This is a genomic window from Nocardia sp. CNS-044 (assembly GCF_059570515.1).
The window spans coordinates 132,761-158,672 of sequence record NZ_JCANSX010000011.1 but is presented as its reverse complement, the minus strand read 5'-3'; the positions used below and the strand labels follow the sequence as shown (position 1 = coordinate 158,672).

General features: G+C 68.1%; 2 protein-coding genes. Both read left to right on the top strand.

Features of this window, described 5'->3' with window-relative positions; all coding sequences use genetic code 11:
• Positions 1 to 691: 691 nt before the first annotated feature.
• The gene (locus T333_RS28935) at positions 692 to 25,129 is read left to right on the top strand and encodes a non-ribosomal peptide synthase/polyketide synthase (RefSeq protein WP_496426471.1); all 24,438 of its coding nucleotides are present in this window, start codon (positions 692 to 694) and stop codon (positions 25,127 to 25,129) included.
• Positions 25,123 to 25,911 (top strand): FkbM family methyltransferase, encoded by a 789-nt coding sequence (locus T333_RS28930; RefSeq protein WP_496426470.1) that lies wholly within the window; start codon positions 25,123 to 25,125, stop codon positions 25,909 to 25,911. The genes T333_RS28935 and T333_RS28930 overlap by 7 nt, the downstream gene beginning before the upstream one ends.
• The last annotated feature ends 1 nt before the right edge of the window (position 25,912 follow it).

The window sequence follows — 25,912 nt, the reverse complement described above, 5'->3', positions numbered from 1 at the left end:
TCGGGCGCGCCGGTGTTCGAGTCGCGTACGCGCACCGCTCGCCGCGCCCAGGGCATTCGTTAGCCGATCGATTCGCATGGAGTGCGAGACAAGAAAGCAGGTATTCAGTAGCATTAAATGGGTACGGTGCAGCGGGTTTACCTACACCGCGGCCGCATCAGGTTCCCGTACCGTATCGGCGCGGGAATGTTGTGAGCATGTTGTCTTTTCGAACGAACGAAGGGGCATATCTATGTTCGAAGCGGCAGCCGAGCGGGTCGGAGTCGAACATTGGGTTGACGTCGCGAACCCGGTGTGGCACAGGGATCGGCGGAGCCGACAACACGAATCGCATTTGAATTCGGACAAAACGTACTTAGTTCGACACGTCTAACGGGTTCCGCAACGACCGGCGTGGCCAGGTGTTTTTCGGCCGCAACGGGTTTACAGTGGCATCGTCGTGCCGCCTCACGACGAATTTGTTGCACAGTTGTTGTAGACAGGGTCGGGGGACAGGGGGTCGAAATACATTTGAAAGGCGCCGACACCTGGAGCCGTATCCGTCGAGGAGCGGCCGCGGCTTCGTGCTGCCATTCACAATGCAGATGAAGTGCGTATGTAAGTGCATCTGGACGTTCAGGAAATGCCCGGGCACGGGCGGGGTTTTGTTGTGCGCTGTTCTCGTGTCCGGAATTCTAGGAGGGGTTAGACGATGAGTTCGAATTCAGCCACGTCTGCGGACCGAGATCCGGATCTGATTCCGCTTTCCAGGGCGCAGTACGGAATGTGGCTCGCTAACAACCTGCCGGGCGGTCCGAACGTCAATATCGCGCACTACGTCGAGATCGAGGGACCGATAGACTACCCCGCGTTCACCAAGGCGGTAAACATTGCCGCCCACGAATCCGAGTCGCTCGTGGTCCGTGTGGTCGAATCCGCCGGCCACCCCTATCAATTCGTCGATCACAGCTTCGTTTACGACGAACCGTTGCTCGACCTCAGCGCCGAAGACGACCCCTACGCGGCGGCGATGGAATGGATGCGGCGGGACTACAACACCAAGATCGTCGATCTGGCCAGGGACCGGCTCGCCGTGACACGCCTGATCCGGCTGGGCGAGGACCGGTATCTGTGGTACGGGCGCGCCCACCACCTGGTGATCGATGGTTACGGCGCGTTCAACGGCTTGAACCGGGTGGCCGAGCACTACAACGCGCTGCTCGAGGGAAGGCCGCCTGCCCCGCTGGTGGCGGCGCGGCTGGCCGACATCATCGCCATGGAGCAGGAGTATCGCGCCGGCGCCCGATTCGACAAGGACAAGGCGTACTGGCTCGACAAGGTCGCGGATCTGCCGCCGACCACGAGTCTGTCCGGTCGCACCGCCAAATGGAGCGAGGACGATCGCTTCGCCGGCCGGCGGCTGCCGTCACGGCTGACCGCCGGGCTCGACCGTTTCGCCGAGGATCTGGATGCTTCGCCCGCACAGGTGCTCGGAGCCGCCTTTGCCGCCTTCCTGTCCCGCATGACCGACACCGACGACGTCGTCTTGTCACTGCCGGTGACCGGACGGGTGACCATGCGACTGCGCAATGCCGCCGCGATGTTGGCGAACATGGTGCCGATCCGATTCACCGTGGACGCGACGACCACCGTGGAAGGACTGATTCGCGCGTCGGTGTCCGAGTTCGTCCTGGCGATGCGTCATCAGCTCTACCGCTTCGAGGATCTTCGCCGTGATTCCGCCGCCTTGGACCCGGCCGCGACCTCGTTCGGCCCGATCGTCAACATCCTGTTCTTCGATTCCGAGATTCGCCTCGGTTCGGCGGTGGGTCGCTATCGTGCCCTGACCTCCGGCGCCCTGGACGATCTGCAGCTGAACCTCTACCGCTCCGGGTCCGATGCGCCCCTGCTCATCGAATTGCACGGCAATGCCAACCTGTACAGCCATGACGAACTCGACATGCACATCAACCGATTCGTCGACTTCCTGGAGCAGATCATCGCCGCGCCCGTCGACACCCACGTGCTCGACATCCCGCTCGCCGCTTCCGCGGAGCGGCAGCGCATTCTCGGCGAGCTCGCCGGCCGCGACGGCGTGGCGACCACCGCGACGCTCGTCGATATGCTGACCCGGCAGGCCGCGGCCACCCCGTCCGCGGTCGCCGTCACGGCGGGCACGATCGCCCTCACCTACGGCGAGTTGGACGAGCGTTCGAACCGGCTCGCCCGCACGCTGATCGCCCGCGGCGCTGGGCCCGAATCGCTGGTGGCGATCGCGATGCCGCGCGATGCCGACCTGATCGTCGTGGCGTTGGCCGTATTGAAGTCGGGCGCCGGATATCTCCCGCTGGATCTCGCGCACCCAATCGATCGACTCGACTACGTGCTGCGCGATGCCGATCCGATCGCGGTCGTGACGACACGGAGTCTGCGCGAGCGGGTGCCTGGAGATCCGGGCCGAGTGGTGTTGTTCGGCGACGAGCAGGAAGTCGAGACCGCGCATCCGATCACCGATTCCGAGCGCCTCCGCCCGCTGCGTCCGGACAACATCGCCTACGTCATCTACACCTCCGGGTCGACGGGGCGGCCGAAAGGTGTGCCGATCACCCATCGCGCGGTGGCCACCTACTTGACGAACGCGTGTGCCGGCATCGGAATCCGCCGCGACGATGTCTGGACACTGTTCCATTCATTCGCCTTCGACTATTCGGTGTGGGAGATTTTCGGCGCGCTGACCACCGGCGGTCGCGTTGTCGTGGTGGACAGCCTGGCCACGCGTTCGCCGGACTACGTGGTGCGGCTGGTGGCGCGCGAGCGGGTGAGCGTCTTCAGCCAAACCCCCTCGGCCTTCGATCAATTCGTCACCGCCCGGGGGCGCTACGCGGATGCGGGCGAGCCCGACGGCGCGCTCGGACTGCGGCTGGTCGTGCTCTCCGGCGAAGCGCTCGACCCGGCCGGTTTGTCGACCTGGTACCGGCACAATCCGAATCTGCCCGTGCTGGCCAACAGCTACGGCATCACCGAAACCACCGTGTTCGTCACCTATCTGGAGCTGACACCGGATATCGCCGTGCCGGGCGCGCCGAGCACGATCGGGCCGCCGCTGTCGGGGTTGCGTGTCTACATTCTCGACGAGCACCTGCGCCCGGTGCCACTTGGCGCCTGGGGGCAGCTCTACGTCGCGGGCGGCCAACTGGCCCGCGGCTATCTCGACCGCCCCGGATTGACCGCGGGACGCTTCGTCGCCGATCCGTTCGGCCGCCCTGGCGAGCGGCTGTATCGCAGCGGCGACGTCGCTCGCCGAAATACCAAGGGCGAGCTGGAATATCGCGGTCGCGCCGACCAGCAGGTGCAGCTGCGCGGATTCCGGATCGAGCTGGACGAGATCCGCAGTGCGCTGCTGAGTCACAGCGCGGTCGCGGCGGCGGTGGTCATCGTGCACCTGCCGGGGACGGAAGCGGCTCGGCTGGTCGCGTATGTCGTGCCCACCGACGAAGCGGTCTTCGAACCCGAGGCGGTGCGCGCGCACGTCGGGTCGTTGCTGCCGGAGTACATGGTCCCAGCACACATCGTCGTTTTGCCGGCGATTCCCTTGACCGTCAACGGCAAAGTGGATTATCGGGCGCTGCCCGAACCGGTCATCGATTCGGTCGCGGCGTACGTCGCGCCGAGCACCGTCGCGGAGGAGACCGTCGCCGAGGTCTTCGGCGAAGTTCTCGGTGTCCCGCGGATCGGTGTGCTGGACAACTTCTTCGAACTGGGCGGTAATTCGCTCACCGCGACCAGCGCCGCGGTCCGGATCGCCGAGCTGACCCGCGCCGAGGTATCGGTGCGCGACCTGTTCGCCAATCCCACCGTCGCCCGGCTCGCCGCCCATATCGACGTCGGGCCGCACTACAGCCGCCCCGCCCTGCGGGCACAGCCACGCGTCGAGCCGATCCCGCTGGCACCGGCGCAAAATCGGATCTGGCTGATCAATCAGGCGGATCCGACCTCGGCGGCCTACAACATTCCACTGGTATTGCAGCTGACCGGACAGCTCGACGCCACGGCGCTACGTTCGGCGCTCACCGATCTGCTGCGACGACACGAATCCCTGCGCACCGTGTACCCGGCAGTGAATGGTCGAGGCACGCAGGTGATTCTGCCCACCGAGCAGGTCGCCGCCGATCTCGATCCGACCCCGCGAGTCACCGAGCCGGACGAACTGGAGCACCGAATCCGGGAGTTGGCCTCGACCGGCACCGACGTGCGCCGACGTCCGCCGATCCGGATCGCGCTGTTCGCATCCACCGACCGTCGCCGACACACCTTGGTCGTCGTCCTGCATCACATCTGCTGTGACGGATCGTCGTTGCCACCACTCGCAGCGGATTTCGCGGCCGCCTACCGAGCACGGTCTCAGGGATACGCGCCGGACTGGCAACCGCTGAGCGTGCAATACGCCGACTACGCCATCTGGCACCGCGACGTGCTCGGCGACGACAACGACCCGGACTCGCTCGCCGCACGCCAACTGCGTTATTGGACAACGCGATTGGCGGGAATGTCGCGAGTGCTCGAACTGCCCGCCGACCGTCGGCGCCCAGCTCGCCGATCCATGCTCGCCGATGTCGTCGACACCGTCGTCCCTGCCGAGACACGCGCCGGGATCGAGCGGTTGGCGCGCGCGGCGAACGCCACCAGCTTCATGGTCGTACACGCCGCGGTCGCGGTCGTGCTCGCCCGGTTGTCGGGCTCGGCGGACGTCACCATCGGGACGCCGGTCGCGGGCCGGGGTGAGCGCGTGCTGGAACCGCTGATCGGCATGTTCGTCAACACCGTGCCGCTGCGCACCCAGGTCCGCGGCGACGAGCCGTTCGCCGAGTTCCTGGCCCGGGTCAAAGACATCGATATCGATGGCTTCGCCCACAGCGATCTGCCCTACGAACATGTCACGGAGGTGGTCGATGCGATGCCGTCGGCGGCGCGCGACCCGCTGTGCTCGGTGTACCTGGCCTTCGAGAACATGCACCGCCCGCGCCTGGAACTGTCCGAGCTCACCGTAGAGGTCCTGGATCCGGGACCGCAACCGGCGAAGGTCGATCTCGTCATCACCGTCGCCGAGAACACCAGCGCCGCAGGTGATCTCGGACTGCGGATCAACTTCACCACGGACTTGTTCGATCGGGCGACGATCGAGGATTTCGCCGGGCGACTGAATCGGATCCTCGCGTCGGTCGTGTCGAATCCGGACGAGTGCGTCGGTGTGATCGATGTGCTGTCACCGCGGGAGCGAGCCGCGCTGGTGCCCGCGTCGGGCGGCGCTGCCGAGCAGCCGCTGGTGCTGGCAGAGTTGCTGACGGTCGAGAATCCGGACGCCGTGGCGATCGTGGCCGCGGAACGCACGATGACGTATGGGGAGTTGGATGTCCGGTCGAATCAGCTCGCCCGGTTGTTGATCGAGTGGGAAATAGGTCCGGACGACCAGGTCGCGTTGGTACTCGGTCGGTCGGTGGAACTCGTGGTCGGGATGTGGGCGACGGCGAAGGCCGGTGCGGCATTCGTCCCGGTGGATCCGCGCAATCCCGCCGAGCGTGTCGCGCTCATGGTCGCGCGGGCGCGGGTGGTGCTGACGACGCGGGCCACCCAGGATCTGTTGCCTCCCACGGCACCCCGGTTGCTGCTGGACGATCCGGCCAGCGAGATCCGCATTGCCGCACAATCTTCCGGCTCCGTGACCGACACCGATCGGATCCGGCCCTGCCGGGTCTCGAATGCGGCGTACGTGGTGTACACGTCGGGGTCGACGGGTGAGCCGAAGGGCGTCACTGTGACGCACACGGGCTTGGCGAATTTCGCCGCCGAACAACGTCACCGCTATCGGATCGACAGTTCCGCCCGGGTGTTGCAGGTTGCGGCTCCTGGCTTCGACGCGCTGGTGCTGGAGCTGCTGATGGCCCATCCGAACGGCGCCGCGCTCGTGGTGTCGCCACCGGAGGTCTTCGCCGGTGACCGATTGGCGGAATTGATTCATACGCAGCGCGTTTCGCATGCGTTCATCACACCCAGCGTGCTCGCGACCATGTCGCCCGACGGTGCCGACTCCTTGCGGGATCTGGTGGCCGGTGGCGAGGCGGTGTCGGCGGAGGTGGCGGCGGTGTGGGGTCCGGGCCGTCGGTTGTTCAATGGTTACGGGCCCACCGAGACCACGATCATGGTCGCGATCAGCGACCCGCTGCGCACCGATGCCCGCGTCACGATCGGTGGCCCGATTCGCGGTGTCGCGGCCCTGGTGTTGGACGAGAATCTGCAGCCGGTACCGGTCGGGGTGACGGGACAGCTGTACCTCTGTGGCATCCACCTCGCTCGCGGCTACCTCGATCGGCCCGGGGAGACCGCTTCGGCGTTCGTGGCCGATCCGTTCGGCAAGCCCGGTACCCGCATGTACCGTACCGGTGACCTCGCCCGCTGGACGCCCGAGCACACGCTGGAATACCACGGGCGCACCGACTTCCAGGTGAAGATCCGCGGCCAGCGCATAGAACTCGGCGAGATCGAAGCCGTTCTCGCCGGGCATCCCGCCGTGGCGGCGGCGGTGGCGGTCAGTGTGGCCACGGAGAGCGGGCCGCGAATCGCTGCCTACGTCACGCCGGCGGCCGAGGCCGTCGACATCGCGCAGTTGCGGGCCCACGCCGCACAACACCTGCCGTCGCATATGGTTCCGGACGCGCTGACAATGCTCGACTCGCTGCCGCTGACCTCGGTGGGCAAGGCCGACCGCGCGGCGTTACCCGCGCCGGTATTCACCACCGAGACCGAATTCGTCGCGCCTCGAGACGCGGCCGAGCAGATCGTCGCCGATGTATGCGCCGCTGTGCTCGGCCTCGATCGCGTCGGCGTGCTCGACAACTTCTTCGACCTCGGCGGCAACTCGCTGTCGGCGACGCGGCTGGCGGCGCGGCTGAGCGCCGTATTCGGCGTCGACGTTCCGCTGCACACCGTCTTCGACGCGTCGACCCTCGCGGCATTCGCGCAAACTCTGAAGGCCATCGAGGCACCCGGGCGAGAAGCGCTGGTCGCGCGGGAGCGGCCGACGCGGATTCCGCTCGCGCCCGCCCAGGCTCGGATGTGGTTCCTCAATCAGTTCGACACGAGCTCGGCGCTGTACAACATCGCGCTGGTCGTGGACATGGCGGGACCACTCGACGTGCGCGCCCTGCGCGCGGCGATCGCCGATGTGCTCAGCCGCCATGAAACGCTGCGCACCATCTATCCGGACAGTGACGACGGACCACACCAGCTGATCGTGCCGGTTCGAGCCGAGATGTCCATGCTCGAGCCGATCGAGGTGGCGGCCGACGACATAGCGGCGCACATCGCCGCGGCCGCCGCGGCCGGATTCGACGTCACCCGCGACGTGCCGTTCCGAATCACGTTGCTGCGCAAGGACTGCGAGCAGCACACCCTGGTCCTCATCGTCCATCACATCAGCTTCGATGGATCATCGCTCGCACCGCTGGCCGCGGACCTGGTGACCGCCTACAACGCCCGCGTCCGGCAGCGGCCGCCACAGTGGCCACCGTTACCCGTGCAGTACGTCGATTACGCGCTGTGGCAACGTGAATGGCTCGGCGCCGAGGACGAGCCGAACTCCCCGGCCGCCACCCAGATCGAGTATTGGCGCACGGCACTGGCCGATCTGCCCGAAGTGCTCGACCTGCCCACCGACCGGCCGCGCCCGGCCCGGCAATCGTTCCGCGGCGCGACGGTGTCGGCGACGCTGCCCGCCGACCTCGGTCGCGACATAGTCGCGCTGGCCCGCAGCCACGACGTGACAGTCTTCATGGTGCTGCACGCCGCGTATGCCGTACTGCTGGCCCGGCTGGGCGGAACCGGCGACATCGCGGTCGGCACACCGATAGCCGGTCGGGCCGAGCCGGGACTCGAGCGCCTGATCGGCATGTTCGTCAACACTCTGGTGCTGCGCACCCGCATCGAGCCCGGCGCGTCCTTCCTGCAAGTCCTGGAGCAGGTGCGAGCGAGGGATCTGGCCGCTTTCGACCACGCCGACATCCCGTTCGAGCGGATCGTGGAGGTGCTGAATCCGCCTCGCACGACGGCGCACGCGCCGTTGACACAGGTCGGATTCTCGTTCCACAACATCGAGATACCCACCGTGGAGTTCGAGGGCATGACGGTGTCGGCGCGGGCCGCCGATCCGAGTGTGGCCAAGTACGATCTGCATCTCAACCTCGTCGACACCACGGCGCGCGCCGGTGAACCGGGCGAGATGGCCGTCGAATTCGGTTACGCGACGGATCTTTTCGACGAGGCGACGATCACCTCCATGTTCGAACGCTTCGTGCTGTTGCTGCGGGCGATGGTCGCCGATCCCGCCCAGCCGGTCGGCGACGTCGAGCTGCTGACCGCCCGGGAAGCGCGCGAGCTCGTCGCGCGAGAGACCGGGCGGAGGACCCCACTGCCGTCGACGACAGTCGCGGACCTGTTCGCCGCCCAGGCCGCGGCGACGCCGGACAACACCGCCGTGCTCGACGCCGAGACCGGCGCGCGGCTCAGCTATCGCGAGTTCGCGGGACGGGTGAACGCGCTGGCCCGCGCGTTGATCGCACGCGGTGTGGGCCCGGAAACCACTGTGGCCGTGGCCATGCGGCGCTCGGTCGACCTTCTGATCACGCTGTATGCCATCCACGCGGCCGGCGCGGCGTACCTGCCCTTGGACCAGGACCATCCGCGCGAGCGCGTGCGCGCCGTGCTGACCGCAGCGCGGCCGAGGGCGGCGCTCACCCGTCCCGGCGACGACGCGAATCTGCCCGGCCACGTTCCGGTATGGACGCTCGCGGATCTCGGCGCCGCGCACGAGGATCCCTCGCCGTTGACCGACGCCGATCGGCTCGAGCCGCTGCGACCGGAGAATCTGGCCTATGTCATCTATACCTCCGGTTCGACCGGGGTACCGAAGGGGGTGGCGATAGCGCATGCCGCGGTGGTCAATCAGCTGCGCTGGCTGCGTGAGCACTACCACCTCGGCGACGACGTCATGCTGTTGCGCACGCCCGTCACCTTCGATCTGTCGGTGTGGGAGTTGTTCTGCCCCTTGGTATCCGGCGCGACAGTGGTTATCGCAGGCCCCGACGGAAGCGGTGATCCGCATGCGGTGGCCCGGCTGATCGCCGAACATCATGTGACGACAGCCGATTTCGTGCCGTCGCTGCTCTCGGTGTTCCAGGAGACGGCCACCGGCCGCGACTTCCCGGATCTGCGGCGAGTGCTGTGCATCGGCGAACCGCTGCCCACCGAAACCGTCAGGCGATTGCGGGAAGTCAGCGACGCGGGCATCGATAATCTGTACGGGCCGACCGAGGCCGCGGTCAGCGTCACCGCGTACCACGTCGACGGGGTCGACGGGATGAACGGCGCCGCCGTTCCGATCGGTGTTCCCGAGCCGAATGTGATCGTTCACGTGCTGGATTCGCGACTGCATCCGGTACCGGCGGGCGTGACCGGCGAGCTGTATCTGGGCGGCATCCAGCTGGCCCGCGGATACCACCAGCGCCCAGGGCTGACGGCGGCGACGTTCGTCGCCGATCCGTTCGACCGTGCCCGCGGAACCCGCCTCTACCGCACCGGCGACCTGGTTCACTGGGGTAAGGACGGCGCCCTGCACTATGTCGGCCGCGCCGACAACCAGGTCAAGATCCGCGGACTGCGAATCGAGTTGGGCGATGTCGAGGCCGCCCTGCTCGCGCACGAGCAGGTGAGCGCGGCCGTCGCCCGGGTGCGTCCCGGCCGTGACGAGCACCGCTTGGTCGCCTATGTTGTCTCCCCGGAAGCTCTGGACACCAAAAAGATTCGACGCTTCCTGCTGGAGCGGCTGCCGGCGTACATGGTGCCTTCGGCGATCGTCCGGATCGACACCGTGCCACTGACGGCCAACGGCAAGGTCGACTATCGGGCCTTGCCCGAACCGGAGCCGAGCGACCACGAGGCCGGCTACCGGGCACCGCGTTCGCTGGTGGAGCAAGTCGTGGCCGAGGTCTTCGCCGAGTTGCTCGGTCTGCCCGCGGTCGGCGCGGACGACGACTTCTTCGACCTGGGCGGGAATTCGCTGGTGGCCACGCGCGCGCTGAGCCGGATCGGGGCCGTCGTCGATGCGACCGTGCCGGTCCGGATGATCTTCGAGGCGCCCACCGTCGCCGAGTTGGCCGAACGGATCGCACAGCTGCGTGGGGTGCCCGCGCTGCCCGACCCGACGCCGAGACCGAGACCGCCGCGCCTGCCGTTGTCGACGGCGCAGGCCCGAATGTGGTTCCTCAACCAGTTCGATCCGGCCTTGCCCGGTTACGTCGTGCCGCTGGCGATTCGGCTCGAGGGCGCGCTCGATGTCGATGCGCTCGCCGCGGCCGTCGGGGATGTCGTCGCCCGTCACGAGAGCTTGCGGACCATGTATCCGCCCGTCGACGGCATGCCCACGCAGGTGGTGCTGGACGCGGCCGACGTCGTCGCGGGCTTGGATCCGACCCCGCGGCGGATCGCGGAGCGCGAGCTGGTCCCCCGGCTGGCCGCGTTCTCGAGCACCGGGTTCGATGTCTCGAAGGGCGTGCCGCTTCGGGTCGCGCTGTATCAGCTGTCGGATACGGCCTGGGTGGTCGCGGTGGCCGTGCACCACATCAGTTGTGACGGCTATTCGGTGGCACCGCTCGCCGCCGATATCGTGACCGCGTATCGGGCACGGACCAGGGGAAATCTCCCGGATTGGGCGCCACTCACCGTTCAATTCGCCGATTACGCCCTGTGGCAGCGCGAGGTGCTCGGTTCGCCCGACACCCCGGACTCGCCCCTGTTCCGCGATATCGCCTACTGGCGAACCCGACTGGCGGGTATCCCCGAACTGCTCGAACTGCCGACCGATCGGCCGCGCCCGGTCGAGCAGTCCCACCGCGGCGCGGTGCTGCGGGTCGAGATTTCGGCCGAGTTGCAAGGCCGGGTGGAGGCGTTGGCCCAGCGAGCCAAAGCCACGACGTTCATGGTGGTGCACACCGCACTCGCGGTGCTGCTGTCGCGGCTGTCCGGCAGCGACGACATCACGATCGGCGTACCGCACGCTGGTCGCGGGCACCGGGCACTCGACCATCTCGTCGGAATGTTGGTCAACACCTTGGTGCTGCGCACCCGCGTCGGGCTCGAGCAGACCGGCATCGACCTGCTGGACGCGGTGCGGCACAACGACATCGAGGATTTCGATCACGCCGCCGTGCCGTTCGAGCAACTGGTGGAGGTGCTGAATCCGGCACGATCGACGGCACACGCGCCGTTGTTCCAGGTGATGCTCGCCTACCAGAACATGGTGCGGGCGCACGTGGAACTTCCTGGCCTCACCATCGAGACCATCGATCCCGGGGACAGCGCCGCGATCTACGACCTGCTGCTGATGATGACCGAGGAGCACGGGCCCGACAACGAGCCGAGCGGCATGACGCTGCGCCTGACCTACGCCACCGACCTGTTCGACGCCGACTCCGCGCAGCGTTTCGCCGATCGGTTCGTGCGCGTGCTGGACGGTCTCGCGACCGACGCCGATTCGCCGATCGGCGCTATCGATCTGCTCGATGCCGGAGAGCGGCAGCTGGTGCTCGACCACTGGAACGACACCGGCGACCCCGCCTCGGTCGGCCGGACCCTGGTCGACGCCTTCACCGACCAGGTCGAACGCACCCCTGAGGCCCCGGCGATTCGGCTCGCGGACGGCGAGGCGCTGTCCTACCGCGAGTTCGCCGACCGCGTCAACCGGTTGGCGAGGCGGCTCATCTCCTGCGGCGCAAGGCCGGAAAGTATTGTGGCGGTCTGTGTTCGGCGTTCGATCGAGCTGGTCACCGCACTGTATGCGGTGGTCGAGGCGGGTGCCGCCTTCCTACCGATAGACCCGGACCAACCAAGTGCGCGCATCGCCAGTGTGCTCGGCACGGCACGTCCGCTGCTGGTGCTCACCACCTCGGCAGACGACTATGGTCTGCCCGCCGGTTTCGACTCCGTTCGCATCGATCGACTCGAACTCGCCGAAGTGTCCGGCCTCCCGATCACAAACGCGGAACGGCTCGCGCCGCTGCGGCCGGAGAACGTGGCCTACGTGTTGTTCACCTCCGGCTCGACCGGGGTTCCCAAAGGCGTATCCCTGACCCACGCCGCGACCACGAGTCAATTGGCGTGGGCGCAGCAGCAGTGGCCGCACACGGCGTCCGATACGGTCCTGCACAAGACGCCGATCACCTTCGACATCGCCGTGTGGGAGTTGTTCTGGCCGTTGCAGGTCGGCGCGCAGATCGTGGTGGCCGAACCCGGCGGGCACCGGGACCCGGCCTACCTCGCCGACCTGATCGCGAGTCGTGACGTCAGCACGGTGCACTTCGTGCCGTCGATGCTCGAGGTCTTGCTCGAATCCGAGGGCGATACCGAATTGCGCTCCGTCCGACGGATTTTCGTCGCCGGTGAGGCGCTGGCACAGCACACCGTCGACGCCGCGCTGCGCGTATTCCCCGAGGCCGAGGTGGTGAACTGGTACGGCCCCGCCGAGGCGGAGGTGGTCACGGCCGCGCGCTGCCTGCCGGGTGCGCGGACCTCGGCGACGGTCCCGATCGGCGCGCCCGTGGCGGGGATGCGGGTCTACGTCCTCGACAAGCGGCTGCGACCGGCGCCCGTCGGGGTCGTCGGTGAGCTGTACGTCTCGGGTGTGCAGGTGGCGCGCGGATATCACGCGCGAGCCGACCTCACCTGCGCAGCCTTTCTCGCGCACCCGTTCGGGGCGCCCGGGGAGCGGATGTATCGCACGGGCGACCTGGTGCGGTGGACGCGCAGCGGTGAGCTGGAATACCTGGGCCGCAGCGATTTCCAAGTGAAGGTGCGCGGTCAGCGGGTGGAACCGGGCGATATCGAAGCGGCGGCGTGCGCGCTGCCGGAGGTGGCCCGCGCCGCGATCGTCGCGACCTCCGAACGCATCGTCGCCTATGTGACGCTAGCGCCCGCGGCGGTGACCGATGGGCGCACGATCCGCGAGCGGCTTTCGCGACTGCTGCCGTCGTATCTGGTACCGGCCAGCGTCGAGGTGCTCGACGCCATGCCGCTCAGCTCGAACGGAAAACTCGACCGCGCCGCCTTGCCGGCGCCTACCTTCGACGACGGCGAGGAATTCGTCCCGGCACGCACCGAAAGCGAAGCGGCACTCGTCGATATCGTCGCCGCGGTCACCGGTGCCAGGCAAGTGAGCGTGCGGGCGAACCTTTTCGAAATCGGTGTGGACTCCCTGTCGGCCGTTCGGATCGCCGCACGGTCCGAGACAGCGCTCGGCGTCGAAGTCGGCATCCGGGACATCTTCGCGGAACCGACGATCGCCGGTTTGGCGGCACGGCTGGCGCAGCGGCCGCGGGCGGCGCTGATTCCGCTCGCAGCGCGGCCACGCCCGGCGACTGTCCCGCTGGCCACGGCGCAACGCCGGTTGTGGTTCATCAACCAGTTCGACACCGCCTCGGCGGCCTACAACATCAGTTTCACGGCCCGGTTGACCGGCGCGCTCGACGTCGAGGCGCTGCGCGCGGCATTCGGCGATGTGGTGGCTCGGCACGAACCGTTGCGGACGGTGTATCCCCCAATCGGCGGCGAGCCATGTCAGGTCGTGCGGGATGTGGCGCAGGTGGTCGACGGCTCGGCGCTGGACCCGGAGCCGGTCGCCGACGAGACCGTGCTGGCCGAGCGGATACGGCAGACCGTCGAGATGGGCTTCGACGTCGCGCACATGGTGCCCCTGCGAGCACGGCTGTATCGGACAGGCCCCGACGCGCATGTCCTCGTGCTGGTCGTCCATCACATCGCCGCCGACGGCGCGTCGATGGCGCCGTTGGCGCGCGATATCTTCGCCGCCTACCACGCGCGCGTGCAAGGCTCTGCGCCGCACTGGAAACCCCTGCCGGTTCAGTACGCCGACTACGCGTTGTGGCAGCGGGAGATCCTCGGCGCCGAGGACGATCCCGCATCGATGATCGCGCGGCAGATCCCCTATTGGATCGATACTCTCGGCGACGCCCCCGAGTTGCTCGACCTGCCGACCGACCACCCTCGGCCCGCGACCATGTCGATGGTCGGCGGCAGTGTCCGCTTCGACATCCCGCAGCGGCTGCACGAGGAGGTCGTGCGGCTGGCCCGTCGCGAGGGCGTGACCGTCTTCATGGTTCTGCACGCCGCGCTCGCGATCGTGCTGGCGCGCACCGCGCATACCGACGACGTGTCGGTCGGCACACCGGTCGCGGGCCGTGGCATCCCGGCGCTCGAGGACCTGGTCGGCATGTTCGTCAACACGGTGGTGCTGCGCACGCCGGTCCGCGACGACCGGTCGTTCCGGCAATTCGTGGCCGAGTTGCGCGACATCGACCTCGAGGCGCTCGCGCACGCGGATCTCCCCTACGAGCGATTGGTCGATGTGCTCGACCGGCCACGGTCGACGGCTTACACGCCGCTGTATCAGGTGCTGTTCGGGTTGCAGAACACCGCGGCTGCCGGTTTCCAGCTGTCCGACGTCGATGTCGAAGTGCTCGATCCCCATGTCGCCCAAGCCAAGACCGACCTCACGGTGTTGCTGAACGAACGCCTCGACGGTACCAGACCGGCCGGTCTCGATGGTGAAATCGTCTATGCGACAGATCTTTTCGTGGAACCTTCGGCAGCAGCGCTGGCCGAGCGGTTCGTGTCTGTCTTGGACGCGGTCGTCGCCGATCCGGCCCGCCCGATAGGCGAGGTGTCACTGATCGATGACGAGGAGGCCGAACGGCTGCTCCCCGCGCGCGGCGGTGACGCCCCAGCGCCGCGTCTGCTACCCGATCTGCTCGCCTCGGCCGTGGCGACGACTCCCGGGGCGATCGCCCTGATCGACGGCACCCGCACGCTCAGCTACGGCGAGCTCGACCACTGCGCCAACCAGCTCGCGGCGCAGCTGCTTTCCTGGGGCGTGGGTCCGGGGACGTGCGCCGCACTGGTCGTGCCGCGCTCGGCCGACTACCACGTCGCGATGTGGGCGATCACGAAGACCGGCGCCACGTTCGTGCCGGTGGACCTGCGTTATCCGCCGGAGCGGATCGCATATCTGCTGGATGATTCCGGTGCCGAGGTCGGCGTCACCGTCGCGGCCGCGCGGCCGTCCCTGCCGGATGGCGTCCGCTGGTTGATACTCGACGACCTGGGCACCGCCTCCGAGATCACCGCGCGGCCCGGCCATGCCGTGTCGGACGCGAATCGCCCTCGCCCTCTTCGGATCAGGGATACGGCATACGTGATCTACACGTCGGGGTCGACCGGGACACCGAAGGGTGTGATGGTCACCCACGAGGGGCTGGCGGCCTTCGCGGCCGAGCAACGTGAGCGTTATCAGGTAGCGGCCACCTCGCGCGTGCTGCAAGCCGCGGCGCCCGCGTTCGACGCGGTACTGCTCGAAGCCTTGATGGCGCATGCGGCCGGTGCGGCGTTGGTGGTGTCGCCGCCGGAGGTGCTCGGCGGCCCGGCCATGGCCGAACTGATCCGGGCCCATCAGGTGACGCATGCGTTCCTGACACCGAGTGTGCTGGCGACGATGTCGCCCGGCGAGGTGGATTCGGTGCGGATGCTTGCGGTCGGCGGCGAGAAGGTGGCACGGGATCTGATCGCCGCCTGGGCGGCCGGGCGGCGGCTGCACCACATCTACGGCCCGACCGAGACGACGATCGTGATCACGATCAGCGACCCGGTGCAGCCGGGAGAGGTGCTCACCATCGGCGGACCGATTCGCGGTGCCGAGGCGGTGGTACTGGACGCGAGGCTGCGGCCGGTGCCGATCGGAGTGCCCGGGGAACTGTACTTCTCCGGAGCCGCACTGGCTCGCGGTTATCTGAATCGGCCGGGGACAACGGCAGGTTCGTTCGTGGCGAACCCGCACGGTGCGCCGGGTTCGCGGATGTACCGGACCGGCGACATCGTCCGCTGGACCGCGCAGGGCACGCTACAGTACGTCGGCCGCCTCGATTTCCAGATCAAGATTCGCGGCCAGCGCGTGGAGCTGGGCGAGATCGACGCCGCGCTGCTGACCCATCCGGCGGTCGCCACCGCGGTCACCGTGAGTCGAGAAGGCCCCGGTGGGCGCCCGGTGCTGGCCGCGTACGTCACGGCCGAACCCGCGACGGTCGTCGAACCGAGCGCGGTGCTCGATCACTTGGCCGCCGCCCTGCCCGCACACATGGTGCCGGCGACGATCGCCGTGCTCGACCACCTGCCGCTCACCTCGTCCGGCAAGGTGGATCGGGAAGCATTGCCCGAGCCGGTTTTCCAGACCACCGAAGACGTCGCCGTCGCCGCGTCGAACCCTCTGGAACACACCATCGCCGAGGCCTTCGCCGACGTCACCGGTGTGTCCACGGTGGGGGCGACGACCTCCTTCTTCGCGCTCGGCGGCGACTCCATCATGTCGATTCAGCTGGCCGCGCGCCTGAAGGCGGCGGGGATCACCGTGACGGCCCGGGATATTCTCGAGCACAAGACGGTTCGTGGGCTGGCGCGGGTCGCGCAGACCGCCGAACGGGCGAGCCTTGTCGAGCTGCCCGGCGGTGCGGTGGGCGATCTTCCGTGGACGCCGATCGTGTCCTGGTTCGTCGAGTGCCTAGGGGCGCCGGCTCGGTTCGCGCAGTCGATGCTGGTACGTCTGCCGCGTGACGCGCGTATCGATGACGTGGTCTCGACCGTACGGGTGATCATCGAACACCATGACGTGCTGCGGTCGCGGGTCGATGGGCAACGCTGGGAGGTGCCGCCACCGAGCGCCGCCGAGGCCGCCGATTCGGTCTCGATGGGAACCTTCGGCGCCGACGAGGCTCCGGGCAGCGCCGGTTTCACCGCCGTGGTGGAAGCGGCGGCCGCCGCGGCGTACGACCGGCTCGATGTGGTGGCGGGCAGGCTGGTACACGTCGTGTGCCTGCTGCCCGAGTCCGGTGTGGACGCCGAGGGCCGGGCACTGATCGTCATCCATCACTTGGCCGTCGACGCGGTGTCGTGGCGAATCCTGCTGCCCGACTTCGTGTCCGCCTGGCAGCAAGTCGTTCAGGGCCGGGCGGTCGAACTGGCGGCTCCGGGGACCTCCATGCGTCGGTGGGCGCACGCCTTGACCGCCGCGGCGGCCGAGCGAACCGGGGAAGTCGAACTCTGGCAGCGGATCGCTTCGGCATCGGATCCGCTCCTCGGGCGTGCGGAGCTGGATCCCACGCGAGATACGCAGGCGACCGTGCGTGGGCTGACGGTGTCGCTCCCGGTCGAGGTGAGCTCGCCGTTGCTCGACGAGGTGCCCCGCGCCGTGCGCGGCAGCGTCGAAGAGGTGATACTGGCCGCGCTCACCGTGGCGCTGACTCGCTGGCGTAGCCGTCGCGGCGACGCGCACGCGGGCATGAAGGTCCTGCTGGAAGGCCACGGTCGCGAAGAGCAGCTCGCCGCGGGCGCCGACCTCTCGCGAACCGTCGGCTGGTTCACCACCCGCTATCCGGTCGCGTTCGACCTGAGCGACACCGATCCAGCGGACCTGCGCGCGGCGGTGAAATCGGTCAAGGACCAGCTGCGCGCCATCCCGGACAAGGGCATCGGCTACGGCCTGCTGCGCTATTCGAATCCCGGCACGGCCGACCGGCTCGCCGCGCTGCCCGAACCGCAGATCAGTCTCAACTATCTCGGCCGGGTCGGCGTCGACCTCGCGACACTGTCGGATCTGCCGTGGGTACCCACCGACGAGTCCTTCGACCGCCGAGCCGCCTTCGATCCGGATATGCCGGCGGCGGCGGTGCTCACGTTCGATGTGAACGTCATCGACGGCGCTGCCGGGCCGCGGCTTTCGGCCTACGTCGGCTACGCCTCGCGGCTGCTCGACCACGACGACGTCGCCGAACTCACCGGCGAATGGGTCGATGCCATGACCGCGATCGCGGCGCTGGCGACCGAGGATTGGGGGCTGTCGCGGACCGATGTTCCGCTCGTGGACCTCACCCAGCGCGAACTGGACGAGTTCGCCGACCGGTACGGACCGCTGAGCGAGGTGTGGCCATTGGCGCCGCTGCAGGCGGGGCTGCTGTTCCACGCCGAGATCGCCGCGGGCGGGATCGACGTCTACCTCGCGCAATCGGCGCTCACCCTGACCGGCGCGGTCGACGAGAACCGGCTCGAGCGCGCCGCGCGAGCCCTGCTCGCCCGCCACCCCAACCTACGGGCCGCCTTCACTCGCACCGCGGAAGGCGTTGCGGTGCAGGTGATTCCTACCGATACGGCGGTGTCGTGGCGCAGCATCACGCTGTCCGGGGACGCGGTGGGCCTGAACGAGGTGATCGACGCGGAGCGGGCCACCGGATTCGATCCGGCCGATCCCCCACTGCTGCGGTTCCTGCTGATCACGGTGCGCCCGAACGAGTTCCGGCTGCTGGTGACCGCGCATCACCTGCTGCTCGACGGCTGGTCGCTGCCACTGCTGTGGCGTGAGCTCATCGGGTTGTACGCCGCGGACGCCCAGCAGCAGTCGCTGCCCGCTGCCGCGTCCTACCGCGACTACCTGGAATGGCTCGGGCGCCGTGATCGCACCGCGAGCATCGAGGTCTGGCGAGACGCGCTACGCCACGTCACCGAGCCGACATTGATCGCCGGTGCGCACACCGAGACGTCCGCGACCATCCCGATCGATCTGACGATCGATCTCGATCACGATACGACAGCGGAGTTGGCGGACTTCGCCCGCGCACACTCGGTCACGATGGCGACGATCGTGCAGTTCGCGTGGGCAGTGGTGGTGGGCGACTTGCTCGGCACCGACACCGTGGTGTTCGGCAGCACGGTGTCCGGCCGCCCCGCCGACGTGCCCGGGATCGAGTCGATGATCGGTCTTTTCATCAACACGATTCCGGTCGCCGCCGACGTCCGCCGGGACCGGACCATCGCCGAAACGCTGACCCGACTGCAGGCCGACAACACCCGACTGCTCGACCACCACTATCTCGAACTGCCGCAGATCCTGGCGGCTGCGGATGCCGTCGCCCTGTTCGACACCCTCGTCGTGTTCGAGTCCTACCCGGTCGACAGCAGCGGACTCGGCGATGCCGACGTCGACGGGATGCGAGTGATCGCGGCGGACGGCCGCGACGCCGCGCACTATCCGATCACCGTGCAGGCACACCACACCGACCTCCTGCGGGTTCGCCTGCGTTATCAGCCGGATCACATCGACGACGAGACGGCGTCCGGTCTCGCCGCCCGGTTCGACATCGTGCTGCGCGCGATCGCGACCGATCCGTTCGCGCGGCTGGATTCGGTGGATCTGCTGTCGGCAGCCGAGCGACGCGAGCTGGTGCCCGCGACGGGCGGCAGTCCGGAAACGCCGCAGCTCGCTGCCGAGTTGTTCGCCGCGGGCGTGCGAGTGAATCCCGATGCGGCGGCGCTGCTTTCGGGTCCGCGCACGATGTCCTACGCCGAATTGGACGCCCGCTCGAACCAGCTGGCGCGGCAATTGATCGAGTGGGGCGTCGGCCCTGGCGATCAGGTCGCGCTGGCGCTGGGGCGGTCGATCGAGTTCGTCACCAGCCTGTGGGCGGTGACCAAAACCGGTGCGGCGTTCCTGCCGATCGATCCGCGCAATCCGGCAGAGCGTGTCGCGCATCTGATCACGGATTCCCGCGTGCGGGTCGCGCTCACCGCCACGGCGTCCCGGGATCTGCTTCCCGACGTGGTGCGCCCGCTGGTCCTCGACGATCCGGACACCGAGGCCGCCATCGCGGCGAAGTCCGCGGCGGCCGTCACCGACACCGAGCGCTCGCGGACGCCACGGATCCAGGACACGGCGTATGTCATCTACACCTCGGGATCCACCGGGATTCCGAAGGGCGTCGAACTCCCCCATGCGGGGCTGGCGAATTTCGCCGCCGTCCTGCGTGATCGCTTCGGTGTGGATACCCGGTCGCGTGTGCTGCACGCCGCGAGCGTCGGTTTCGACGCGATGTTCCTGGAAGTTCTGCTCGCGCACACCAGCGGCGCAGTGCTGGTAGTCGCGGAGCCGGACGCGTTCGCCGGGGACGAGTTGGCCGAACTCATTCGCACGCAAAAGGTTTCGCACGCGTTCCTCACTCCGAGTGTGCTGGCTACCATGACGCCGGCCGGGATGGATTCGTTGCGTGTGCTGATGGCGGGCGGCGAGGCGGTGACACCGGAGTTGATCTCGGTGTGGGCGCCGGGCAGGCGGTTGTCGAACGGATACGGACCGACCGAGACCACGATGCTGGCCGGGATCAACGACGCGTTGCTTCCCGGTGATGTGGTGACGATCGGCGGGCCGATTCGTGGCGTCGAGGCCGTCGTCCTCGATCGGTGGCTGCGGCCGGTGCCCATCGGGGTGGTGGGCGAGTTGTATCTCGCGGGCATCCAGTTGGCCCGCGGGTATCTGAACCGCCCCGGCGCCACCGCCGGGTCGTTCGTGGCGAATCCGTTCGGCGCGCCGGGCTCGCGCATGTACCGCACCGGCGATCTGGCCCGCTGGCGCACCGACCGCACCGTGGAGTATCTCGGTCGCCGCGATTTCCAGGTCAAGATCCGCGGTCAACGCATCGAACTCGGCGAGATCGAAACCGTACTGTCCGACTGTCCCGGCGTCGACCACGCGGCGGTCGTGCCGCGCGCCGATGTGAGCGGCACCGATCGGCTCGTCGGCTATCTGGTCGGCGACAGCCACATCGATGTGAACGCCATCAAGGCCGCGGCCCGGCGGCGCCTGCCCGCGCACATGGTGCCCGATCTGCTCGTGCCCTTGACCGAACTCCCGCTCACCGCGACCGGCAAGCTCGATCGGGCGGGACTACCGGCACCGCGGTTCCCCGACGAACGGGAACGGATCGCCCCGCGCACCGAGACCGAACAGCGCATCGCGGATGTCTTCGGCGAAGTCCTCGGTATCGGCGCGGTCGGCGCGACGGACAGCTTCTTCGACCTCGGTGGCAATTCGCTCTCCGCGACGCGGGCGGTCGCGCGATTGCGCACGGCACTCGAGGTGAACCTCGGTATCCGAGACCTCTTCGACGCACCGACCGTCGCCGAGCTGGCCGCGCGTCTCGGCGAAGCCGAGCGCCGGCTCGCCGTGCCGCTGACACCGCGCCCCCGCCCGGCGCGGGTGCCGCTGTCCCCGGCCCAGCAGCGCATGTGGTTCCTCAACCAGTTCGACACCTCGGTCGGCGGCTACAACATTCCGCTGGTGATCCGGTTGCGCGGCGAACTCGACATCGATGCGTTGGGGCAGGCGTGCGCGCTGGTCATCGACCGGCACGAGTCGCTGCGCACCAAGTTCCCACTGATCGACGGAATGCCCGGGCAGGTCATGGTCGACACCGCCGAGGTGGCGCCGGCGCTGAGCCCGATCCGGGTCGACGAACGGCAGGTGCTCGAACGAGCGGCGGCGGTGGTCTCCGCGGGCTTCGATGTGACCAAGGCGCCACCGGTGCGAGCCGAATTGTTCGCCCTCGACGAACGCGATCATGTGCTGGTGATCTGCGTGCACCACATCTGCTCCGACGGTCAGTCGATGATGCCGCTGGCACGGGATGTGGCAGTGGCCTACGAGGCGAGTCGGCAAGGGAGGCAACCGGACTGGCCGCCCTTGCGTATCCAGTACGCCGACTACGCGTTGTGGCAGCGCGAGGTGCTCGGCGCCGAGACCGATCCGGATTCGCTGGTCTCCCGGCAGCTGCGATTCTGGACCGACAACCTCGCCGGTGTGCCCGAGCTGCTCGAGCTGCCGACCGATCTGCCGCGGCCGCCGGTCGCGTCCATGCGCGCCAGCACGGTCGACTTCGAGCTGTCCGCCGAGTTGCATGTCCGCATCGAGGCACTCGCACGCGCGGCCAACGCCACGGTGTTCATGGTCCTGCACACCGCGTTGAACGTACTGCTGGCACGGCTGGCCGGTGTGGACGATGTGGCGATCGGCACCCCGGTGGCCGGTCGTGGCGATCGCGAACTCGACGAGCTGATCGGCATGTTCGTCAACACGCTGGTGTTGCGGTCACGGGTGTCGGCCCGGCAGCCGTTCGAGGAGTTGCTCGCCGCCACTCGCGAGACGGACCTGGCCGCGTTCGCGCACGCCGATGTGCCGTTCGAGCAGGTCGTGGAGGTGGTGAATCCGCGCAGGTCGACCGCGCACATGCCGCTGTATCAGGTGACCCTCGACGTCCAGGATCTCAGCGCGGCCACGTTGGAACTGCCGGGGCTCACCGTCGAGCCGATCGAAGCAGGCTTCGACCAGGCCCGCGCGGATCTGAACGTGAAACTCGTCGAACAGTTCGACGCCGGGGGCGCACCGAGCGGCATGGCCTGCCGCTTGACCTTCGCCGCCGATCTGTTCGTCGAGCAGACGATGTCTCGTTTCGCGCGCGCGTTCAGCCGAATCCTCGAGCAGGCGACCGCGAATCCCGCTGTCGCGGTGGGCGATATCGACATCGTGGACCCCGACCAGCGGCACGAAGTGCTCGCGGCCGCCGGAGTCGACGGCGGTCCGGTCGCGGAAGTGACTCTGGCCGAGCTGTTCACCGCCCAGGTCGCGGCCCAGCCCGATGCGATCGCGGTCACCGACGGCGTGTCGCAGCTGAGTTATGCGGAGTTGGACCGGCGCGCGACCCGGCTCGCGGTTCGGCTCGCCGAACACGGTGTGGGTCCGGAAACCCTGGTGGCGGTGGCATTGCCGCGCTCCCTCGATCTGGTCGTCGGGCTGCTCGCGGTGGTGCGCGCGGGGGCGGGATATCTGCCGCTGGATATGGCCAACCCTCCGCAGCGTTTGCGGTTCATCCTCGATGACGCGCGTCCCGCAGCGGTATTGACATCGGCCGAGTCGGCGACGGGCATACCGGAATACGCGGCGCCGACGGTCCTGATCGAAGCGGCCCCGGACCTGGTCGCGGACCGCCCGCTACCCGCGGCCGCGCGGCCGGACAACCTCGCCTACGTGATCTACACCTCGGGGTCGACCGGTACGCCGAAGGGAGTGGCCGTCAGCCATCGCGAAGCTGTCACGCTCTTCACCCACGCCACCGAGCGATTCGACCTGCGCCCCGACGACGTGTGGACGTTGTTCCATTCCTACGCCTTCGATTTCGCGGTGTGGGAGATGTGGGGCGCGCTGCTGAGCGGGGGCCGCGTGGTCGTCGTCGACTACGCCACCTCCCGGTCGCCGGAGGCATTCGTGGAACTGGTTGCGCGGGAGCGTGTCACGGTGTTGAGCCAAACACCGTCGGCGTTCTACGGATTCGTCGACGCCGAGCGTCGATACCGCGAATCCGGGTGCGGCTGCGGCGATCTCGCGCTGCGGTATGTGGTCTTCGGAGGCGAGGCGCTGGATGCGGCGCGGTTGACCGGATGGTTGGCCGCACATCAGCCCGGATCGCCGCGATTGGTCAACATGTACGGGATCACCGAGACGACCGTGCACGTGACCTTCGCCGAGGTCGACAGTCCGGACGCCGCCGGGATCGGCACGCCGCTACCGGGGCTGCGGGTTTACGTGCTCGACGACCGACTGCAAGCGGTGCCGGTCGGTGTTCGTGGCGAAATCTATGTTGCCGGAGGGCAACTCGCGCGCGGCTACCTGCGAGCGCCCGCGTCGACGGCGAGCCGCTTCGTGGCGAACCCGTTCGATCCACACGGCGGGCGGTTGTATCGCACCGGCGATGTCGGGCGCTGGCACGAGACCACCGAGGGGCTCGAATTGACCTACCTCGGCCGAGCCGACGCGCAGGTGCAGTTACGCGGGTACCGGATCGAACTGGGCGAGGTGGAGTCGGCGCTGCTGCGCCATCCTGCGGTGTCGCGGGCCGCCGTGGCGGTGCACCGCCACGAGCGCGACGTGGACCAGCTGGTCGGCTACGTCGTCAGCAGCAATGGGCAGCGGCTCGATCCGGGGCAGGTCCGCGCGGGCGCCGCCGAAGTGCTGACCAGTTACATGGTGCCCTCGGTGGTCATGGTCCTGCCCGATCTGCCGCTGACGGTCAACGGCAAGCTGGATCGGAAAGCGTTGCCCGCGCCCGATTTCGAGGGATCGGTCCAGCGGTACGTCGCGCCGCGCACGCACACCGAGAAGGTGCTCACCGAGGTGTACGCGCGGGTCCTGGGCGTGCCGCGGGTCGGGGCGACCGATGGGTTCTTCGACTTGGGCGGCAATTCCCTGCTGGCCACCATGGCGGTGACCGAGTCGAGTGCGCGCGGAGTGACCATCGAGTTGCCCTGGATGTTCGAGGATGCCACGCCGAGAACCTTGGCGCGCCGGGCCGACGACGCGGACGGCCACTCCGGGATGAAGGTGCTGCTCGCGCTGCGTGGGAGCGGAACAGAACCTGCGGTCTTCGCCGTGCACCCGGCGGGCGGTCTGGCGTGGTTCTACGGCGGCCTCGTCGAACATTTGCATCCGGATCGGCCGGTGTTCGGGTTGCAGGATCCCCACGTCGTATCCGGCGAGCCGGATGCGCGGTCGGTCGACGAGTTGGCCGACCGGTATGTGGCCGAGATTCGCCGCGTGCGACCGGCGGGTCCGTACCACCTGCTCGGCTGGTCGTTGGGTGGTCAGATCGCGCACGCCATGGCGGTCCGGCTACGACGCGACGGCGACCTGGTCGGCATGCTGGCCCTGCTCGACTGCGCGGCCGACGCGCCGCCGCAATCGGCGCCAACCGACCAACCCGCACCGGGACAGCTGATGGCCGATCTGCTCGGTGGCTGGCGAGAGTTGTTCGGCCTCGACGACGACGTGCAGGCGGGCAGTCATGAACAGGCTTGGCACATCATCCGCGATCAGGTGGTCGCGACCGGCCTGTTCAGCGCCGAGCAGACCGATCGGGTGATGGAGAGCTTCCAGACAGCGAGCCAGATATCCGCCGCGCACCGGCCCGAGGTGTTCGACGGCGATGTGGTGTTCTTCACCGCCGGGAAAGACCACCCGGACCACGACGGGCTCGTCCACACGTGGCGGCCCTACGTCAGCGGAGAGGTGCACAACGTCGTCGTGGACGCCCGTCACCTCGAGCTGAGCCATCCGCATGCCCTGGCCGTGATCGGCCCCGTCCTGGAGAGGTTCATGGAACAATGCTGACCACAGCTTTGCAGCAACTGCGGCTCGACGACGGCAGAACGGTGACCTGCACCAGTCCGGCCGAGGCCCGCATGTTGTGGGGTGAGACGACCTCGGCACACGGGTTCTACCGGCGGGCAGCCGAACACCTTCGACCCGGCGATATCGCCCTGGACATCGGCGCGAACATCGGCCTGACCGCGATGATGTTCGCCGATATCTGCCCCGGAATCCAGGTCATCGCCGTCGAGCCCGCGCCGATGACCTATCGCTGCCTGGACCGCAACATCGCGGCGCATGTCCCGGCCGGGCTCTCCCTGGAACTCGCGGTCGGCGCCAGCCCGGGTACCCAAGCATTCACCTGGTACCCGCGCGCTTCGGCGAACTCCGGTTTCTTCGCCGACCGCGAGGCGGACGATCAAGCCACCCGGATCTATTTGCGCAACTGTGGCCTGGACGACAAAGCCATCGGGCTCATCACCAACGGGCTGCACGAAGGCGTGCCTTTGCAGGTCGAGGTCACCACCGTCTCGGCGATCCTCGACGAACACTGCCGCGACCGGGAGATCGGCTTGCTCAAAGTCGATGTCGAGCGCGCGGAGTTGGATGTCTTGCGCGGCATCACCGACACGGACTGGCGACGTATTCACGCCGTCGTCGCCGAGATCCACGACATCGAGGATCGCCTGCGAGAAGTCCGCGAACTGTTCGATCAGCACGGCATGTCGGTGCAAGCCCAGCAGGATCCACGCTTGGTCGGAACCGAAATACACGAGGTATTCGCGACCAGACCGCGCCCATGAC

What these genes read in the sequence shown, in the direction of transcription:
- T333_RS28935 (WP_496426471.1), top strand. Translation starts at nt 692, where the DNA reads ATGAGTTCGAATTCAGCCACGTCTGCGGACCGAGATCCGGATCTGATT.
- T333_RS28930 (WP_496426470.1), top strand. Translation starts at nt 25,123, where the DNA reads ATGCTGACCACAGCTTTGCAGCAACTGCGGCTCGACGACGGCAGAACG.